Source organism: Haloarcula sp. CBA1127 (genome assembly GCF_001485575.1).
GTDB lineage: Archaea > Halobacteriota > Halobacteria > Halobacteriales > Haloarculaceae > Haloarcula.
Map to the genome: position 1 here is coordinate 2,723,161 of NZ_BCNB01000006.1, position 16,626 is coordinate 2,739,786.

Annotated in this window: 15 protein-coding genes; 9 read left to right on the forward strand and 6 right to left on the reverse strand. The window is 63.2% G+C overall.

Going from position 1 to position 16,626, the window contains the following annotated elements:
- The first annotated feature begins 37 nt into the window (after window positions 1–37).
- Window positions 38–469: a universal stress protein gene (locus AV059_RS18215; RefSeq protein WP_058996772.1), complete on the forward strand. Its 432-nt coding sequence runs from the start codon at window positions 38–40 to the stop codon at window positions 467–469.
- Entirely contained in the window at window positions 466–2,703 is a 2,238-nt protein-coding gene (locus AV059_RS18220) for an amino acid permease (protein WP_058996774.1), read from the forward strand. The genes AV059_RS18215 and AV059_RS18220 overlap by 4 nt, the downstream gene beginning before the upstream one ends.
- Window positions 2,704–2,789: 86 nt before the next feature.
- On the opposite strand, the gene AV059_RS18225 is transcribed toward AV059_RS18220, so the two are convergent.
- Window positions 2,790–3,470, reverse strand: a complete 681-nt coding sequence (locus AV059_RS18225; RefSeq protein WP_058996776.1) for a haloacid dehalogenase type II — start codon at window positions 3,468–3,470, stop codon at window positions 2,790–2,792.
- 280 nt (window positions 3,471–3,750) lie between these two features.
- Here AV059_RS18225 and AV059_RS18230 point away from each other — a divergent pair, with 280 nt between their 5' ends.
- A complete protein-coding gene (locus AV059_RS18230) occupies window positions 3,751–4,749 on the forward strand; it encodes a TIGR04024 family LLM class F420-dependent oxidoreductase (protein ID WP_058996779.1) in 999 nt (332 codons plus the stop codon).
- A 15-nt stretch (window positions 4,750–4,764) separates the two neighbouring features.
- Here AV059_RS18230 and AV059_RS18235 read toward each other — a convergent pair whose 3' ends face one another.
- A complete protein-coding gene (locus tag AV059_RS18235) occupies window positions 4,765–5,457 on the reverse strand; it encodes a 6-hydroxymethylpterin diphosphokinase MptE-like protein (RefSeq protein ID WP_058996781.1) in 693 nt (230 codons plus the stop codon).
- A 329-nt stretch (window positions 5,458–5,786) separates the two neighbouring features.
- On the opposite strand from AV059_RS18235, the gene AV059_RS18240 reads away from it, so the two are divergent.
- A complete protein-coding gene (locus AV059_RS18240) occupies window positions 5,787–7,247 on the forward strand; it encodes a trehalose-6-phosphate synthase (protein ID WP_058996783.1) in 1,461 nt (486 codons plus the stop codon).
- A 16-nt stretch (window positions 7,248–7,263) separates the two neighbouring features.
- On the opposite strand, the gene AV059_RS18245 is transcribed toward AV059_RS18240, so the two are convergent.
- Complete coding sequence (locus AV059_RS18245) at window positions 7,264–8,106, reverse strand: hypothetical protein (protein ID WP_058996785.1); 843 nt, start codon at window positions 8,104–8,106, stop codon at window positions 7,264–7,266.
- 174 nt (window positions 8,107–8,280) lie between these two features.
- Between AV059_RS18245 and AV059_RS18250 the strand changes: the two genes are divergently transcribed.
- A complete protein-coding gene (locus tag AV059_RS18250; RefSeq protein WP_195156673.1) occupies window positions 8,281–9,399 on the forward strand; it encodes a polymer-forming cytoskeletal protein in 1,119 nt (372 codons plus the stop codon).
- Window positions 9,400–9,442: 43 nt separating this feature from the next.
- Here AV059_RS18250 and AV059_RS18255 read toward each other — a convergent pair whose 3' ends face one another.
- Both AV059_RS18255 and AV059_RS18260 read right to left on the reverse strand, forming a co-directional pair.
- Window positions 9,443–10,522, reverse strand: coding sequence for a dipeptide epimerase (locus AV059_RS18255; protein WP_058996787.1), 1,080 nt, complete (start codon window positions 10,520–10,522; stop codon window positions 9,443–9,445).
- Window positions 10,519–11,562, reverse strand: coding sequence for a DUF1611 domain-containing protein (locus tag AV059_RS18260; protein ID WP_058996788.1), 1,044 nt, complete (start codon window positions 11,560–11,562; stop codon window positions 10,519–10,521). The genes AV059_RS18255 and AV059_RS18260 overlap by 4 nt, the downstream gene beginning before the upstream one ends.
- A 134-nt stretch (window positions 11,563–11,696) precedes the next feature.
- On the opposite strand from AV059_RS18260, the gene AV059_RS18265 reads away from it, so the two are divergent.
- Window positions 11,697–12,443, forward strand: coding sequence for a helix-turn-helix domain-containing protein (locus AV059_RS18265; RefSeq protein ID WP_058996790.1), 747 nt, complete (start codon window positions 11,697–11,699; stop codon window positions 12,441–12,443).
- Between the two features lie 104 nt (window positions 12,444–12,547).
- Here the strand turns inward: AV059_RS18265 and AV059_RS18270 are convergent, their stop codons facing one another.
- Window positions 12,548–13,300, reverse strand: a complete 753-nt coding sequence (locus tag AV059_RS18270) for an IclR family transcriptional regulator (RefSeq protein WP_058996792.1) — start codon at window positions 13,298–13,300, stop codon at window positions 12,548–12,550.
- Between the two features lie 329 nt (window positions 13,301–13,629).
- On the opposite strand from AV059_RS18270, the gene AV059_RS18275 reads away from it, so the two are divergent.
- From AV059_RS18275 to AV059_RS18285, 3 genes are all read left to right on the forward strand, one after another.
- Window positions 13,630–15,183, forward strand: a complete 1,554-nt coding sequence (locus tag AV059_RS18275; RefSeq protein ID WP_058996794.1) for a Na+/H+ antiporter NhaC family protein — start codon at window positions 13,630–13,632, stop codon at window positions 15,181–15,183.
- The gene (locus AV059_RS18280) at window positions 15,180–15,452 is read left to right on the forward strand and encodes a hypothetical protein (RefSeq protein ID WP_004962897.1); all 273 of its coding nucleotides are present in this window, start codon (window positions 15,180–15,182) and stop codon (window positions 15,450–15,452) included. Before AV059_RS18275 ends, AV059_RS18280 begins: the two co-directional genes overlap by 4 nt.
- Window positions 15,453–15,530: 78 nt before the next feature.
- Window positions 15,531–16,544, forward strand: a complete 1,014-nt coding sequence (locus AV059_RS18285) for an ornithine cyclodeaminase family protein (protein ID WP_058996796.1) — start codon at window positions 15,531–15,533, stop codon at window positions 16,542–16,544.
- Window positions 16,545–16,626 lie beyond the last annotated feature (82 nt).

Consider the following 16,626-nt stretch of genomic DNA (forward strand, 5'->3'; position numbering starts at 1 on the left):
TACACACGCTTAACAGCGAGTGGCTTCACTCACCACTATGAGCAGTGAGCCCACGGACGAGGGTCTCCTCGGCCACGTAGTTCTTCCTGTCGCTACCGAAGACGATGCGTTGGCGACAGCAAAGGCGCTTGAACCGTACGAGCCGAGCAGCGTGACAGCCCTGCACGTCGTCGAAAAGGGCGGTGGCGTTCCGGACAAGACGCCGGTCGAACAATCCGAAGAACTGGCCGAAGAAGCGTACGCTGCCGTCCGATCAGTGTTCCCCAACGCCAGCGAACATACCGCGTACGGCCGGGATGTCGTGGCGAAAATATTCGAGGCCGCTGACGAAGTGGATGCCAGCGCCATTGCCTATCGGTCCCGTGGTGGGAACCGGGTCATGCAGTTTCTCTCCGGTGACATCTCCCTGAAACTGGTGACAAATGCGGACCGCCCCGTCATCGCCCTCCCCCGAGAGGATGGAACATGAGCGAGGAAGACCTTGCCAAGGACCTCGGGCCGCTGGCGGCGCTGACCATCGGCGTCGGGACAATGATCGGTGCTGGCATCTTCGTCCTGCCGGGTGAGGCCATCCTCAACGCGGGGTCGCTGGCATCAGTTGCGTTCGTTCTGGGCGGCGTCATCGCCATGTTCACGGCGCTGTCGGCCAGCGAACTCGGCACGGCGATGCCTCGTTCCGGCGGAGCCTACTACTACGTCAACCACGCGCTCGGGCCGATGTTCGGCTCGGTCGCCGGCTGGGCCAACTGGCTCGGTCTGGCCTTCGCCAGCGCCTTCTATATGGTCGGGTTCGGCCGGTACATTGCTCGCATCTTCGGCCTCTCCGGCAGTGTCGCTGTCGGCCCGGTATCGATTGCCGTCGTAAAGCTGGTCGCACTCGCCGGTGGCGCGTTCTTCGTCTTTATCAACTACGTCGGCGCAAAAGAGACCGGCCGGCTGCAGAACATCATCGTCGTCCTGCTTATCGCCATCCTCACTGTGTTCACACTCCTCGGAACGCTCCGGGCCGAGCCGTCGAACCTGCCGGCCGCTACTGACGTGGTTACCACGCTGGAGACCACGGGACTCATCTTCGTCTCCTACCTCGGCTTCGTCCAGATTACGAGCGTGGCCGAGGAGATCAAAGACCCCGGAAAGAACCTTCCGCGGGCAGTCATCGGCAGCGTCGTCATCGTGACCGTCATCTACGCGCTCGTCCTCGTGATTATGAGCGCGGCCGTCCCACAGGGGTTCATCGCGGACATCATCAGTTCCGACGCCGAGAACCCGATCGCCGTCGTCGAGGTCGGGAGCTACATTCAGGGGGCCGCAATGGGCGGTGCGCTCTTGTTCGGTGGCTTGCTCGCCACTGCCTCCAGCGCGAACGCCTCTATCCTCGCGTCCTCGCGTATCAACTTCGCTATGGGACGTGACCGGATTGTCACGCCGGCCCTCAATGAGATACATCCCCGCTACGGGACGCCGTACAGGGCGATCGGCATCACCGGCGGCCTGATTCTCCTGTTTATCGTCATCGGGGATCTGACGCTCCTCTCGGGCGCTGCGTCGGGACTGCATCTCATCATCTATGGCTTGCTCAACGTCGCACTCATCGTCATGCGGTACGTGAACCCCGAAGAGTACACGCCGGATTTCGTGGTTCCGCTGTATCCCCTGCTACCGATTCTCGGTGTTGTGCTCTCCTTCGCACTACTGGTGTTCGTCGCTACCGACGCGCTGTTGCTGTCTTTCGGTATCGCCGCTGCGGCGATACTGTGGTACGGATTCTACGCTCGTTCACGCACGGAAAAACAGGGAATTCTGTCGAAACACATCATTTCGCGGTCCGACGAAATGCCCGACGCGGCCGTTAGCGCTGCCGCCGGCGTCCAGCCCGACGGCGGGCAGTACCGCGTGATGGTGCCACTGGCCAACCCCGAACACGAACAGGACCTCATCACGCTCGCCAGCGCCATCGCCAAACAGCGCGGCGGGACCGTGATCGCGACCCACGTCGTCACCGTCCCCGACCAGACGGCGCTTTCGGCTGCCGCCGATCGATCCGATGAGATAGACAAGAACTCACAGCAACTGCTCGATAGCGCCCGCGAGGACGCCGAGACGTTCGGCGTCGATGTCGAAACACACACCATCCTCTCACACAAGTCCTACGAGGCTATCTTCGACGCTGCTCGCACACACACGGCGGACCTCGTCGTGATGGGGTGGGGGCCGGACGCACACGGCTCGCCCGGGCGGGCGGAGTCGGCCATGGACGAACTCACAGAGACGGTCCCATGTGACTTCCTCGTCCTCCGTGACCGCGGGTTCGACCCATCGCGCATCTTGCTCCCGACCGCCGGTGGGCCGGACTCTGAGCTATCAGCTGCTATTGTGAAGCTGTTGCAGTCCGAGTACGACTCCGACGTGACGCTGCTCAACGTCGACGATGACCGCGAGGCAGGCGAGCAGTTCCTCAAAGAATGGGCAGCCGAGCAGGGGCTGGAAGACGCAGAGCGCCTCGTCAAGTCCGGCGATGTCGAGACTGCTATCCGGAACGCTGCCACCGACGCGACGCTCGTCCTCATCGGCGCGACAGAGGAGGGGCTGCTCCGCCGGCTCGTCTCCAAGTCGCTCGTATTGGACGTTGTCGACGATGTGGAGTGTTCAGTCCTGCTGGCGGAGAAACGCCGCGACCGTGGCCTGATTGAGCGATTGTTCTGAGTAGCCGGCATTTTCCGTGAGACGCCTGCGACGGTATCTCCTGACGTAACCACCGAACCAGAACCGCGAGATGCCTTTTTTCCTCCTTACATCAGTTCGTCGTGAAGGTCGTGGAACGACCCGATAGTGAGGTCCGGCTCGCCGGCGAAGGCGTCCCACGGCCCGTCGTCGCGGTTGACCCAGACACCCTGCATCCCGGCGTGCATCGCCCCGTACACGTCGAAATAGCCCGCGGTGACGTGGGCGATTTCCTCGATATCGGTCGCCGTTCGCTCCGCTGCGTGACGGTACAGCGCTGCTGCTGGCTTGAACGTCTGGATCTCGTCGGCGCTGACAGTGTCTTCGAGCAAGCCGCCGATACCGGCGAAATCAACCATGGAGTCGAGCATCTCGGGGTTGCCGTTCGAGACGACATAGAGGTCGTAGCCGGCGTCGTAGAGCCTGTTCATGCCGTCGCGAACGTCGTCGAACACGTCGAGTTCGTGGTAGACCGCGAGAATCTCGTCGCGCTCCTCCGTCGTGATGTCGACGCCGTGTGCGTCCAGCGCGTACTGGAGCGCGTCGCGGTTCATCTCGTAAAACGGCTTGTAAGCGTCAATCTGGTTCGCGAGGAACGTGTACGCCAGCGAGCGGGAGCGCCAGAGCCGGGAAACCGGTTGGGGGTCGTCTACCCGGTCGGCGAGGGCTTTCTGGGCCGCTTGGACATCGACGATGGTGCTGTACGAGTCGAATGTGATCGTCGTCACGCGGTCCGGGTCGAACGGCATAGGCACCCGTAGAAGCGGATGCCTCATATAGCCGGTCGTGTACACGCCGAGGACAGCCGATATACATTTCCACTGTCGTCGCGTTGCCGAGTAGCCCCTCCCGAGGCGGTGACAACCCGGTCACCGTCCCGTGAATAAACCGCGGACAACGGGCGACACTCCCCCTCTCATGTGGCTTTATCTCCCGTGCGGCCGCACTGCGAGCCATGTCTCAGGCACATACGTTCCAGTCGCTAACAGGCGTCCAGCTACTCAGCTCTCGACGCGTGGAGGGCGACAGATGACAGCGCGAGACGTGTATCTCCCGGTTGCGGCACAGCCGTCGGTCGACACGCTGGTCGAGATGAGCCAGCAGGCCGAGGACAGTGGCTACGACCGAGTCTGGCTCCCGGAGACGTGGGGACGAGACGCGGTGACGACGCTGACTAGCATCGCCGAACACACGTCGACGGTCGGTCTCGGCTCCTCGATTCTGAACGTGTACTCGCGGTCGCCGGCGCTGCTCGGCCAGACCGCGGCGACGCTACAGGAAGTCTCAGACGGCCGTTTCCGCGCCGGCGTCGGACCATCCGGGCCAATCGTCATCGAGGGCTGGCACGGCCGTGATTTCGAGAATCCGCTCAAGTACACGCGGGAGACCGTCGACATCATGAAACTGGTGCTCTCCGGCGAGACCGTCGACTACGACGGGGACATCTTTTCGCTGTCCGGGTTCCGACTGCGCTGTGAACCGCCCGAACCCGCGCCGCCCGTGGACGCTGGCGGCCTCGGCCCGAAGTCGGTCGAACTCGCCGGCCGCTTCGCCGACGGCTGGCACGCGCTGATGCTGACCGCCGACGGCCTCCGGGACCGACTGGAAGACTTCGAGCACGGCGCAGACCTCGGCGACCGCGACCGCGCCGACCAACGAGTGACGCTGTCGCTGACGTGCTGTGCAATGGACGATCGGGAGCAGGCCCGTGAACTGGCCCGCCAGCACGTGGCCTTCTACATCGGTGGGATGGGGACGTTCTACCGCGACGCGCTGGCCCGGCAGGGGTACGAGGACACCGCCTACGAGATCGCCGAGCAGTGGGGCTCGGGCGACAAAGCGGCCGCTGTCGACGCGATCGGCGACGAACTACTGGATAGCATTGCTGTTGCCGGTACGCCCGAGGAATGTCGCGACCACATCGCACAGTTCGAGGATATCGATGGCGTGGACGCGATCAACATCTCGTTCCCCCGCGCTGCCGAACCGGACACTATCGACACGACCATCGACGTGTTAGCGCCCTGAGTCTGGGAGTCGTTTTCAGTCAGTCGCCACTGGCTCGATGTCGTCGCGTCGGCCGTCGAGCACGTCGAAGCGCTTGCCGCGGCGCTGTTCCAGCCAGCGGAGCAGGCGCTCGGCCCAGCGGAGTTTCTGTCGCTTTTCGGCAGTCACGGACGGGTCGTCGAAGTCCCAGCCGGGGAACACCAGCGAGGCAGCGCCGAAGTGGTCCGCAAGGAACGCGGCGCGGTCGCCATCGGTGAAGCCGCCGTAGTTGCGGACCGGCGGGACGGGGCTTGCCTGTGTCGTCGGCACGACGAACTCGCTGTCGTAGGCCGGAATGTGGGTTTCCAGTGCAGGGATGTTGTCACCGTGGGCGTGGGCGACGACCGGTGTCCCGGCAGCCGTCAGTTCCCGCCCGGTGTCGGCGTTTTTGTCTAGGTCCGTAACCATGCAGTCGACGGCGACACCTGCCGCCCGGAGGCGGTCGGCGGCCGTGGACGCCGCAAGGACCACGTCGGCGTCGACTGCCCGGTCTGCCTCGGCTTCCAGCGACGGGCCGGCCCCGGCGATGGCGACCGTTGCACCGTCGAGTCCAAGACTCGCCGGGTCGTACGTCCCGTCGTCACCGAGCAATTCGACAAAGCGGTCACAGGCGCGCTCGTCACCGTCACGAGGGTAGCCGAAGTCGTCGAGGATAGCCTCGTACACTGGTTCCCAGGTGCGAAATTCCATCTCTTGCCAGGCACTACGCGGTGGGCGTGTTTCTGTCTTATTCACCGAGCCAGTCACATCGCTTCCACACTACAACGCCCCACAGCGTGGCTGTCGCTACCGGATTCGTGTTCAGATAAACCGAGTTGAGCCGAAATGGCACGTCCGTGTACCCCTACCCGGGTGCCCTTTCGGCTTTCACCCCTTTCTTTCGAGGCCTCCGGTATAAGTTTTCTCTTACCGTCAGACACAGATGGCGGGCTTCACAGGCAGCAATGACTTGTTACGCTATATAGCTACACCAGCGCTCCACGACAGCCTCAAGACGGGGCAGTCCTTACGGGCGGCAAATGGGCCGGGGAGTGTCAGTAACCGCGCAAGACGGTGCCGTTCCGGACTCGCTGGTGGTCGTCTCGAACCGCGAACCGTATAGCCACGAGCGGGACGACGACGGCGAGATACGGGTCCAGTCCGCGGCGGGTGGGCTGACGAGCGCACTCGACCCGGTGATGCAGTCACGGGGTGGCACCTGGGTCGCCTGGGGCAGCGGCGACGCCGATATGGCTGTCGCCGACGAGGGTATCGTCGAAGTCCCGCCGTCTGCCCCCACATACGACCTGAAACGCGTCCCGCTCTCCGACGCGGCAGTTCAGGGCTATTACTACGGTTACGCCAACCAAGTGCTCTGGCCGCTCTGTCACGAGGACACCGGCCGGATGTGGGCGGAACCGGCCTACTGGGACCAGTACCGCGCCGTCAACGAGCAGTTCGCCGATGCCGTCGATACGGTCGCCGACGCGGGCCAGCCGGTCTGGTTCCAGGATTATCATCTCGCGCTCGCGCCCAGACTGGTCCGGGAGCGACGGCCGGGTGCGACGCTGTTACAGTTCTGGCATATCCCCTGGCCTGCGCCGTCGGTGTTTCGGCACTGCCCCCACAGCGACGCGCTGCTTGACGGATTGCTGGCCTGCGATATCATCGGCTTTCACACGGCAGGGTACGCCGAGCAGTTCCTGCACTGCGTCGACAGCGCGTTCCCCGCGGCGACCATCGACACGGACAGCGGGACAGTTACTCGCGCCGGCGACACGACACGAGTCGTCGCGAACCCGCTGGGTATCGATGTCGAAGGAGTTCGGGACCGGGCACGGACCGCCGACGTGGGCAGTATCCGTGATACCGTTCTGGGCGGGAGCCGCTCGGACGCGTCCATCCGCCTGGCGCTCGGCGTCGAGCGGCTCGACTACTCGAAAGGCATCCCCGAACGTATCGAGGCGCTGTCACACCTCTGGGACCGGCGGCCGGACCTGCGAGGCGAATTCACGTACGTGCAGAAGGCGAGCCGAACGCGAGAAGGTATCGCCGCCTACCGACGGTACCGAGCGGATGTCGTTGCTGCCATCGAACGCGTCAACGACCGGTTCGGGACCAACGACTGGCAGCCCATCGTCTACACTGAGGCCAACCTCGACAACGAAACGCTCGCGGGGCTGTACCGGGCTGCCGAGGTCGCGGTCGTGACGCCACACCGCGACGGGATGAACCTCGTCGCCCACGAGTACCCGGCAGCCTGTGTCGACGGCGACGGTTCGCTCGTGCTGAGCGAACTGGCCGGTGCGGCGACCCATCTCGACGGCGCGCTAACGGTCAATCCACACGACATCAACGCGATTGCTGATGCCATCGAGCAGGCGTTGGAACTGGACGAAGCGGAAACACGTGATCGGCTGTCGCGTCTTCAGCACGGCGTCGAGGCGCTCGACAGTTCACAGTGGGTCGCCAGACAGTTCAGCGCCGGGCAGTCGCTGTAGTTTTTGCCGCCGTTCGTCAGTTTTCTGCTTCTGACAGCCAATCCGGTTCCGCGACGGTGGTGTCGTCGACCTGCGAGACAGAGAGCGACAGCGTCACCGTCACCGGTTGGCCGTCCCGCTCGGTGGTCACGCGGTACTGGAACGACCGGACGACGCCGTCCGCATCAACAAGAACCGTTGCGCTGGCCGCGTCCGTCGTCCCATTGGCCGAGACGTTCGTCGAGACAGCGTTGTCGGCCGTGAAGCCGGTAACATTGCTCCCGGTCGCTTCGAACCGCGAGACGCTGTCACCGTCAACCGTCTCGGTTCCGGCGTAGGTCCAGTTGATGTCCGACCCGAGCGACTGGAGCAGTGAGCGGTCGATGACGCTGCTCTCGTTGACCGGCTGGACCGGCCCGTCGTACGGCGGTGACGCGGCGCGGTAGTCCGTCATCTCCTCGTCACCGCGGGTGAGGACTCGCCGCTCGGCGGTGGTCCCGTCGGCCGTATAGGTCGTCGTCACCAGCGTGTCACCGCTGGCCTGGACCAGTTCACCGCTGGCCAGCGACCGGTCGCTCTCACGGTCGATAGCGACGGTTCGGTTGATGAACACCGACCGGTTCTCGCCGTCCCGGACCGTCGAGAGCTGGAACGACAGCGAGGTGGTAAACGACGAGTTCGACAGCGTCTCAAAGTGTCCACGTTCGATGGTCCCCGCGTCGAAGCCGGACGAACCGGGTGCGGGGCCGTTGGCATCGGCCGAGGTCGGTGTCTCAGATGTGCCCGTACCTGTTCCAGAGCCGAACAGCCCGCTACAGCCAGCGGATGCTATCAATAGCACTACAAGTGCAAGCGAGAGGTGGCGGCGTTCGAGTAACATACCAGAGCCACTGTATCGGTGAACTAGTTCGTTATGGCCGCTCAGCTGTCATGTTCTCGCACCTACCGGGATTCGATACCCACCACCGACTATGCCACCAGCGCGAAACCACGGCGATGCCGTTCCCGTCTGACCCGCGTCAGACGCCCGTCATGCACGTCATGAGGGTTTAATATGAACGAAACCGCTATAGAAACCGTGCCTCTCGGCTCCGACCCGCTGTCCGAACTCGACATTCCTGACGGGACGACTGTCGAGGAACACGACCTGGTGACCGACGGTGACGTCATCGTCGGCGGCCAGTCGACCGTGGAGTTCGGGGTGCGCGGGCGGACAGTCATCGCCGACGAGCGAGTCCGCTTTGGCGGCCACATTGAAGCCGAAGGTGACTGTCGGCTCGATATGTGGTGCGATGTCGCGGACAACGTGCTGGTCGGCGAGGACGCCTACATCGGCGAACGGGTACATATCGGCGGCGAACTCCGTGTCGCGGGCGATCTGGATATCGGCGACGACGTGGACATCGAGAACGGGTTCGAGGCGAACGGCTGGATCGTCATCCGCAATCCGATGCCGACCATCGTCTTTCTGTTCGTCTACCTCTCGCAACTCCTCCGTATCGGCGAGGAAGACGCGGCCGAGGAAGTAATCGACGAGATGTTAGACGACGGGAGTGACGAGCACGACCCGGTTCTGATTCCACGCGGTGCGAGCGTCTCGGACGACGCCTGGCGCGTCTCGACGCCGGCGACAGTCGGCGACGATTGCCGACTCCACGGCAACATCCGCGCGAAGTCCCTCGAAGTCGGCCGTGACACGGTCGTCTTCGGGAGCCTGCGCGCGAAAGACGATATCGTGGTCGGCCGGGGCACGGAGATCAAAGGGGACGTAACGACCCGCAGCGGCACCGTCCGCGTCGGCCCGGGTGCGAAAATCTGGGGCGACATCTCGGGGACGACTGTCGAACTCCACGAGAACGCGACGGTCGACGGGACGATTCGCACCAGCGAGGAGATGCGGATGCACACCGAGGCCGTGCTAGACCGGCCGGACGAATCCGCTGCGGCGATGGCGGAAATGGCCGAATCGCTCGAAGCTGACACTGACACTACGGAGCCAGCCATCGAACAGAGCGATTCTGACGATACCGAGCCGGCGGCCGATACGGCCGACAACAACCCTGCCACTGTGGACAGTGCGACAACTGACGACGGAGATACAGACGGAGCGACTAGCAGCGACACGTCCGAGGACAGTCCCGACGTCGAAGAGGCAGCAGAGTCCGCAGAGTAAGCGCTCGGACGCTATTTTGCGTGTGAAATCGAGCCACGCAGCTTCAGTTCTCAGTCACCTCTGACACAGCCGCCGGCGGTGAAACGCCGTGTCCCGGCCCGTCGATATCGATACGCGGGCCGGACGACATCGATGGCGGGCACTCCTCAAACAACAGGTGCCCGTCGAGGTCGACGTAGTCGAAGGCACCGAGCCCAGCGGCAAGGTGGGCGCTCGTCGCGATCCCGGTTGCCCCTTCGAGCATACAGCCGAGCATACAATCGAGCGAGGCAGCCTCGGCGATGTTCACAATTGCTGCTGCCCCGAGGAGCCCCGACTTCCCGAGCTTGACGTTGATCACGTCGGCAGCCCCGTCCCGAACCACGGCCGTTGCGTCCGCCGGCGTGAATACGGCCTCGTCCGCGGCGACGGGGACCGAGAGTCTGTCGCGCGTCCTCGCGAGACCGCGGATATCGTCCTTCGGCGTCGGCTGTTCGACCAAGGCGAGGTCGACCCCGGCTGCGGTCACCTCGTCGACAAACTGCTCTGTGGCCTTCGGCATCCAGCCCTGATTCGCGTCCACCGTAATCGTCGCGTCGGGTGCAGCGTCCGCGACCGCAACGGTCCGAGCCACGTCGTCGTCGACCGCCCCGCCGGTCTTGACCTTGATGTGGTCGAAGCCCGCAGCCGCGGCACGCGTGGCTCGTTCGGCTGCCGCGTCGGGCGTGACTATCGGCACGGTGATATCCGTCGTAGCGGGAGTCGGCGCGCCGCCGAACAGTTCCGAGAGCGGGATGCCGCGGTCGCGACAGTAGGCGTCGAGCAGTGCCGTCTCGACAGCGAACAGTGCCGAAACCGCTCCGGGCACTGCGGCCCGCAGGTCACTGACAAGTTCGCGGTAGTCGGCGAGGGCCGCCCCCTCAAGCACCGACGTGACCGACCGAGCGGTCGCCACGGCAGCTGCCTGCGTCTCGCCAGTCACTGGCGGTAACGGGGACCCTTCCCCGTGGCCGACAATACCTGAGTCAGTCTCCACTGCAACGACCAGATTCCGTGCTTTCTCTCGGGTTCCGAGTGAGATTTCGAACGGCTCGCGGAGTTCGTGGTCAAGCGGTTCGACGGAGACGCGCTCGATACGAGTCATAGCGCCCCCAAGACGGCTCCAAGGAGTGTCTCCGGGCCGTCATCGTCGTAGATGTTCGCCGCCGGAAGCCCTGTGCTGGCGGTTTCCGCCTCCGGGTCGCCCCACGTGGAGAGGGCGGCGACTGTCGTCTCTGTGAGGTCGGTAATCGCGCGGCGTTCGGCCTCGACGCCGGCCACGGTGAGGTCGTCGAAATGGGACCGGGCCTCCCGCGAGGGGTCGTCGGCTAGCACGACTGCGTCGGGGGCCGCTCCGTGGAGCAACCCAAGCGTCACGCCACCGTATGCGGTGTGCGTGAGGGCGGCCTGCCCTTCGACGAACACGATATCGTGGTCCGCCGCGACGTCGAGCACCATGTCCTCAACGACGCCCGAGACAAAGTCGGCCGGAACCCGGTCGATGACGACCCCGCGGTCCGCGCCGACGAGAATGCCGGTCTGTCCTGTCGCGACCCAGCCGGCGTTGAGTCCGGCCTCGGTCGCCGCCCGGTACAGTTCGAAGGTCGTCGTTCGCTTCCCGACCGCACAGTCGGTACCCATCGTCAGGACGACATCTGCGTCGGCCTCGTCCCCGCGGCCGTCACCGAGCGTCAGGTCAGCGACGGCCGGCGGTTTCCGAACGTCGACGAGGTCGACACCGTGTTGCTGTGCGCGCTCGGTCCAGTCTGGGCGCTCGCTTAGGAAGACGTGCAGGCCGGAGACAACGTCACAGCCCTGTTCCATCGCGCGCTGGATAGCCTCAACCCAGGCGTCCGGGAGGTCACCGCCAGCGGGCGCGACGCCGATGACAAGGACGGCCGCGTCCGGGGCTTGATCCAGCGCTTCGGTGACGGTCTCGACGACCGGGACATCGTCGGCGTCAGGCCAATCGAGGGCCGCGCCGGCGTTGGGGCTCGGACACGTCGAGTCCACGACGGCCTGCGCGTCGAACAGCTCTCCGTGCATGACGATACCGTTGGCCGTCTTGCCTTCCGGCTGTCCGAACGCCCCCTCTGCGAGTACAACGGCGGGCGTGCCCTCGTCGTATTTTCGCCGTAAGTCCATACTGATGCACACCGCGGGCGTGACTGACAAACCAGAGCCTTACATGTGTGGCATCGTTACCGTCGGTGGAGGACGACAACCCGTAATGAGAGCGAGAACAGGCGAGCGAGACCACGTCGCAGAGCCCAGGAAGAATGGACACTGACAGCTCCGATACGACCGCTGCCCCGTCCAGCGGCGGTCTCCAGTTGACACTCGAACTGGAGCATCCCGACTGCTGGATGCGGGAAGTAACGGCGGCCACCTCGGCCAGACTGCTTGTCAATGCGGCGTATCTGGTCGACGGGAAGGTCAAGGCCCACGTCGTCGCCTACGCGGAGTCGGCGGACGCGGTCGAGGCGCTCGTTGCGGCGACCCGGGCGTCCGACCACACCCACGCAGTCACGGAAATGGATACCCGTCGTAGCTTCGGCGGAATATCGGCACCGGTAAACAAAGCGACGAGCACGCTTCTCGTCGAATACGGCCCCGAGGAGAGCATCCACGATGCGCTGGTCTCACACGGGTTCATGAACCAGGAGCCGATCCGAATCCGCGACGGGACCGAGTACTGGACGGTCGCTATCGACGAATCGCGGGCGACGATACAAGAGAAACTCGACGCCGTGTGCGCACAGAAAGACGCGACAATCACCGTGACCCAGATTACGTCCGCGACCACCGGAAGCAGGGAGCGGGACGAGCTGGCGGTCCGGCAGCTTTCCGACAGGCAGCGCGACGTGTTCGAACTGGCCCGCAAGCGCGGCTATTACGACTACCCACGGGAGGTAAGCGGGAGCGAGCTGGCCGACGAACTCGGTATCGCGAAGACAACGTTTCACGAACACCTCCGGAAAGTCGAGGCCACATTGCTCGGCCCGAGAGACGCTGACCGGAACTGACGACGGTACGGTGTCTCGGTCCGCATTGCATCTGTCGTGTCTGCTGTCGTAGACCCGGCGTCACACAGTCGTTGCCCGCCCGCGATGACAGGGCCGACCGAGCGCTACTGTACCCCGAGTTCCGACTCCAGTTCATCGACGACGTCTTGCAGCATCGACGCGAGTTCTTCGTTCGGTGGCAGCCGATACAGCGGGCCGGAGATGTCCAGTGCGCCGAGGACGCCGCCGTGTGGGGCGGTGACCGGCACGCCGACCGAGCGAAGCCCCTCGACCGCTTCCTGATCGTTTACCGAATAGCCGCGCTCGTTCGTGCGTTCGATGTCTTCCAGAAGGGTTTCGCGGTCGGTGATCGTGTACTCCGTCTCTTCGGGCAGTCCCCACCGGTCGAGGATCTCGTTGACTCGGGTTTCCGGCAACGCGGCGAGGATTGCCTTGCCGACTGCCGAGTTGTGCAGGTAGTAGTACCGCCCCACCTGGAACCCTTTCGACGGGACGTTGGCGACGACGTTGAACAGCGTTATCGCACGCCCGTACTCTTCGACAGCGAACGTGACCTCCTCACCGCAACTATCCGCGAGTTCGTGTGTTTTGCGACGGGCGACCTCGTACCACTCATTGCGGGTTCGAGCGCCCTCCCCAAGGTGGAACAGCTTCATGCCGAGTCGGTACTGCTCACCTCGTTTGACCAGATATTCCTGGTCCAGCAGTGTCTTGAGGTGAACGTGAATCGTACTCGTCGAGAGGTCTAGCCGGTCCGCAAGCTCACTCATTCGAGCCTCCCCCATCTCGTTTACCGCATCGATGATCGCAAGGGAGGTTTCGGTCGTCTGGAGACGACGACCGCTAGAGCTGTCCATACCACTGTGGACTTGATAATAGTATAAAAAGGTCCGGTCATAGTGGAACAGGCTCGGTGGATATTATAGGTATAGGTGATATCTACTGAGAGTTAATCACTCTTGGTTATATTTTATCATCTCATACCCAAAATTAGTATGTCTTCCCGGATTTTGTGCGATATATAAGGTTAGGACGCCGTCCGAGATCCAATAGAAGTGGACTTTTATATATCCACAGCGGTCGGGACGAGACAAGACTTCACCAGAGGCGGCTCCTGTGATTTGTTACCGGAGAGATAGTTATTATCATGATCTTTTGCGTGTGTATCTGACGAGGCACAGAATGCATGTCAGACACGGATAGTGGCGATGGGACAGAGATCGAGGAGATCTCTGGTCCGGACGTCGAAGCAATCGAGTTCTACGGCGGACGATGGATGAGTGTCATTCCCATAGGACTGTTCATCCTGTGGGCGATTGTCCAGAGTGGCCTGTTCGGTATCGGGGACACGACTGGACTCGTCGCGGGGATGCTCGTGGCGCTCATCGTCGGGATGTTCTTCGCCAAAGGAGACTGGAAGAACTACGCGAACACCATCTTCGATGGGATGACGAAGCGGGTCGCCGCGACAGCGGTGGTCGCGTGGCTCTGGGCAGGAATGTTCTCGAACACGCTCCAGGCAGGTGGCTTCGTCGGTGGACTCGTCTGGGCAGCGAACGCGGCCGAGGTCGGGGGCGCGCTGTTCCCCGCCGCCACCTTCATCCTCGCAGCGCTGTTCACGACCGGTATCGGGACCGGCTACGGCGCGGCAGTCGCCTTCTCGGCGCTGTTCTTCCCGGCTGGTATCCTGCTCGGTGCGAACCCGGTGTTGCTGTTCGGGGCAATTCTCTCCGGGGCCGTCTTCGGGGACAACCTCGCACCAGTCAGTGATACGACAATCGTGAGCGCGGTGACCCAAGACGCTGATATCGGCGGCGTCGTCGCCTCGCGGTTCAAATACGCCGTTGTTGCGGCGGTACTGGCGCTTGCGGCGTACGTCTTCGCCGGAAACGCGATGGCTGGGCTGGACATCTCCCAGCAAGCACAGGACCTGTTCGTTCAGAACAGTGAACCAGCGGGACTGCTGCATCTCATTTCCATGCTCGTCGTCATTGTGACGGCAGTTATGGGTCGACACATTGTCGAAGCGATCTCGTGGGGACTCATCGTTGCGGTTGTCTTCAACGTCGTGTTTGGTCTTGCGCCGCTGAGTGACGTGTTGCTGTTCAAGGTTCCCGAAACGTCAGCAGCCGCGAGCTGGGCCGGCGGACTGCCAATCGCGGAAGTCGTTGCGGCAGAGAACGCCGGCGTCACTGGCTCTATCTACAACGGTGCAGCCGGCTTCTTCCCGCTCATCGTGCTCGTGTTGCTCATCGTCGCCGGGTCAGAGATTATGATCCGTGGCGGTGGCTTCGAAGCAATACAGGAATGGCTGCTTGAAAACGTCGCAACAGGCGTCCGAAAGGCCGAGACGACGATGGTGGTCGGCACTGCCCTCGTCAACTCGATGATCACGATCAACACGGCGGCAGAAATCGCGATTGCGCCGTACATCGCCCGCATCGGCCAGCGGTACAATATCAACAGCTACCGCCGGGCGAACATCCTCGACGCGAACACCTCGGCGCTCGGATACATCTTCCCGTGGGGCGGCGGCGTCCTCATCGGCTTCGCGACGCTACAGGGCCTCCCGGGACAGTACGAGTGGTTCACCAGCGCAATGATTGTCAATCCCGTACAGGTGTGGCCGTACGTCTTCCACGGCTGGTTCCTGTTCGGTGTGTTCCTCGTCTCCGCGCTGACCGGCTTCGGGCTCGAGTACACCACTGACCGCAAATCCAAGGATGTGACCCGTCTATGAGCATGTTCAGTAAGTTCCTTACCGGGATGTCCTTCAGGTCGACCACGCCGACGTTTGAGGCGGGTGAAGAGATAGAGGTGTACGTCACCGAACTCGACGAAGAATCCGGCGAGTTGGTCGCACAGGTCGGCGAGACTCGCCTTCACTTCGAAAACGGCGAGGCGGATATCGTTGGCTGTCGTGTGCTCGCGAAGGTCGAATCGTTCGACGACGGCGAGCACCGCGGCCGTGTCACTCACAGAAAGACGCTGTCTCAGGGGTCGTTCTAGGAATGCCACAGAGAGCCGAGCAGCCACTGAATCAGTATCGCACGGTCAAATAACCCGATATAATACATTCACAACACTATGAGCAATTCACTATATTCCACAGCACGACAGGACAACCAGACGACTATCGTCCCCAGCACGGACATCGAGGCGGCCGTCGAGATGGCGGACCTCGTGCCGGCCATCGAGGCCGCGTTCGCCGCATACGAAAACGACACGGCGCAGATGCCGCCGAAGTCCTACATCGACCTGCCACAGCACAACGGGGACTTCCGGTCGATGCCGGCCTACCTCGAAACGGATGACTGGGAAGCGTCGGGCATCAAGTGGGTGAACGTGCACCCGGACAACCCCGACGAGTTCGACCTGCCGACCGTGATGGGGACGCTCGTGTACACGGACCCCGAGAGCGGCTTCCCGGTTGCCGTGATGGACGCGACGACGCTGACAATGAAGCGAACCGGTGCGGCTGCCGCCGTGGCAACGGACCACCTCGCCGTCGAGGACGCGACTTCGCTTGGTATCATCGGTGCCGGTGTCCAGTCCTACACGCAACTGGAGGCTATCTCGCAGGTGCGACCAATCGAGTCTGTCGTCGTCAGCGACCTCGACGAGGACCGCGTCCAGCGGTTCATTGACACCTTCGGCGACGAGTTCGATGTCCGAGCGGGCACGATTTCGGAGGCCGCCCAGTGTGATGTCCTGTCGACGGTCACGCCGGTCGAAGATCCTATCGTCACGCTCGACGACCTCGGGGAGCACACCCACGTCAACGCCATGGGTGCTGACGCCGAAGGCAAGCAGGAACTCCACACCGATGTCGTCCGCGAAGCGACCCTCGTCATCGACGACTTCGAGCAGACGACCCACTCCGGCGAAATAAACGTCCCATGGAGCACGGGCGAAATCGACGAGCCGGATATCGACGCCGAACTCGGCGAAATCGTCGTCGGAAACGCACCGGGTCGCGAGGACCTGTCCGGGATTACCGTCTTCGACTCGACCGGCCTCGCGATTCAGGACATTGCTGCCGCACGTATCGTGTACGAATCGCTCGGTGACGACAGCGGACACCGCCTCGAAATGGTGTAATCCCGGCGGTTCACGGCGTCGGTTGGTCGTTCTCCCGTCGCTATCGAGTGCCACAGTGCCGATGTGGCACACAGTTGCGGCC

Coding starts and splice junctions, on each gene's coding strand:
- AV059_RS18260 (WP_058996788.1), bottom strand. CDS start 11,562: ATGGACTTACGGCGAAAATACGACGAGGGCACGCCCGCCGTTGTACTC.
- AV059_RS18255 (WP_058996787.1), bottom strand. CDS start 10,522: ATGACTCGTATCGAGCGCGTCTCCGTCGAACCGCTTGACCACGAACTC.
- AV059_RS18220 (WP_058996774.1), top strand. CDS start 466: ATGAGCGAGGAAGACCTTGCCAAGGACCTCGGGCCGCTGGCGGCGCTG.
- AV059_RS18215 (WP_058996772.1), top strand. CDS start 38: ATGAGCAGTGAGCCCACGGACGAGGGTCTCCTCGGCCACGTAGTTCTT.
- AV059_RS18280 (WP_004962897.1), top strand. CDS start 15,180: ATGAGCATGTTCAGTAAGTTCCTTACCGGGATGTCCTTCAGGTCGACC.
- AV059_RS18285 (WP_058996796.1), top strand. CDS start 15,531: ATGAGCAATTCACTATATTCCACAGCACGACAGGACAACCAGACGACT.
- AV059_RS18250 (WP_195156673.1), top strand. CDS start 8,281: ATGAACGAAACCGCTATAGAAACCGTGCCTCTCGGCTCCGACCCGCTG.
- AV059_RS18240 (WP_058996783.1), top strand. CDS start 5,787: ATGGGCCGGGGAGTGTCAGTAACCGCGCAAGACGGTGCCGTTCCGGAC.
- AV059_RS18270 (WP_058996792.1), bottom strand. CDS start 13,300: ATGGACAGCTCTAGCGGTCGTCGTCTCCAGACGACCGAAACCTCCCTT.
- AV059_RS18230 (WP_058996779.1), top strand. CDS start 3,751: ATGACAGCGCGAGACGTGTATCTCCCGGTTGCGGCACAGCCGTCGGTC.
- AV059_RS18265 (WP_058996790.1), top strand. CDS start 11,697: ATGGACACTGACAGCTCCGATACGACCGCTGCCCCGTCCAGCGGCGGT.
- AV059_RS18235 (WP_058996781.1), bottom strand. CDS start 5,457: ATGGAATTTCGCACCTGGGAACCAGTGTACGAGGCTATCCTCGACGAC.
- AV059_RS18245 (WP_058996785.1), bottom strand. CDS start 8,106: ATGTTACTCGAACGCCGCCACCTCTCGCTTGCACTTGTAGTGCTATTG.
- AV059_RS18225 (WP_058996776.1), bottom strand. CDS start 3,470: ATGCCGTTCGACCCGGACCGCGTGACGACGATCACATTCGACTCGTAC.
- AV059_RS18275 (WP_058996794.1), top strand. CDS start 13,630: ATGTCAGACACGGATAGTGGCGATGGGACAGAGATCGAGGAGATCTCT.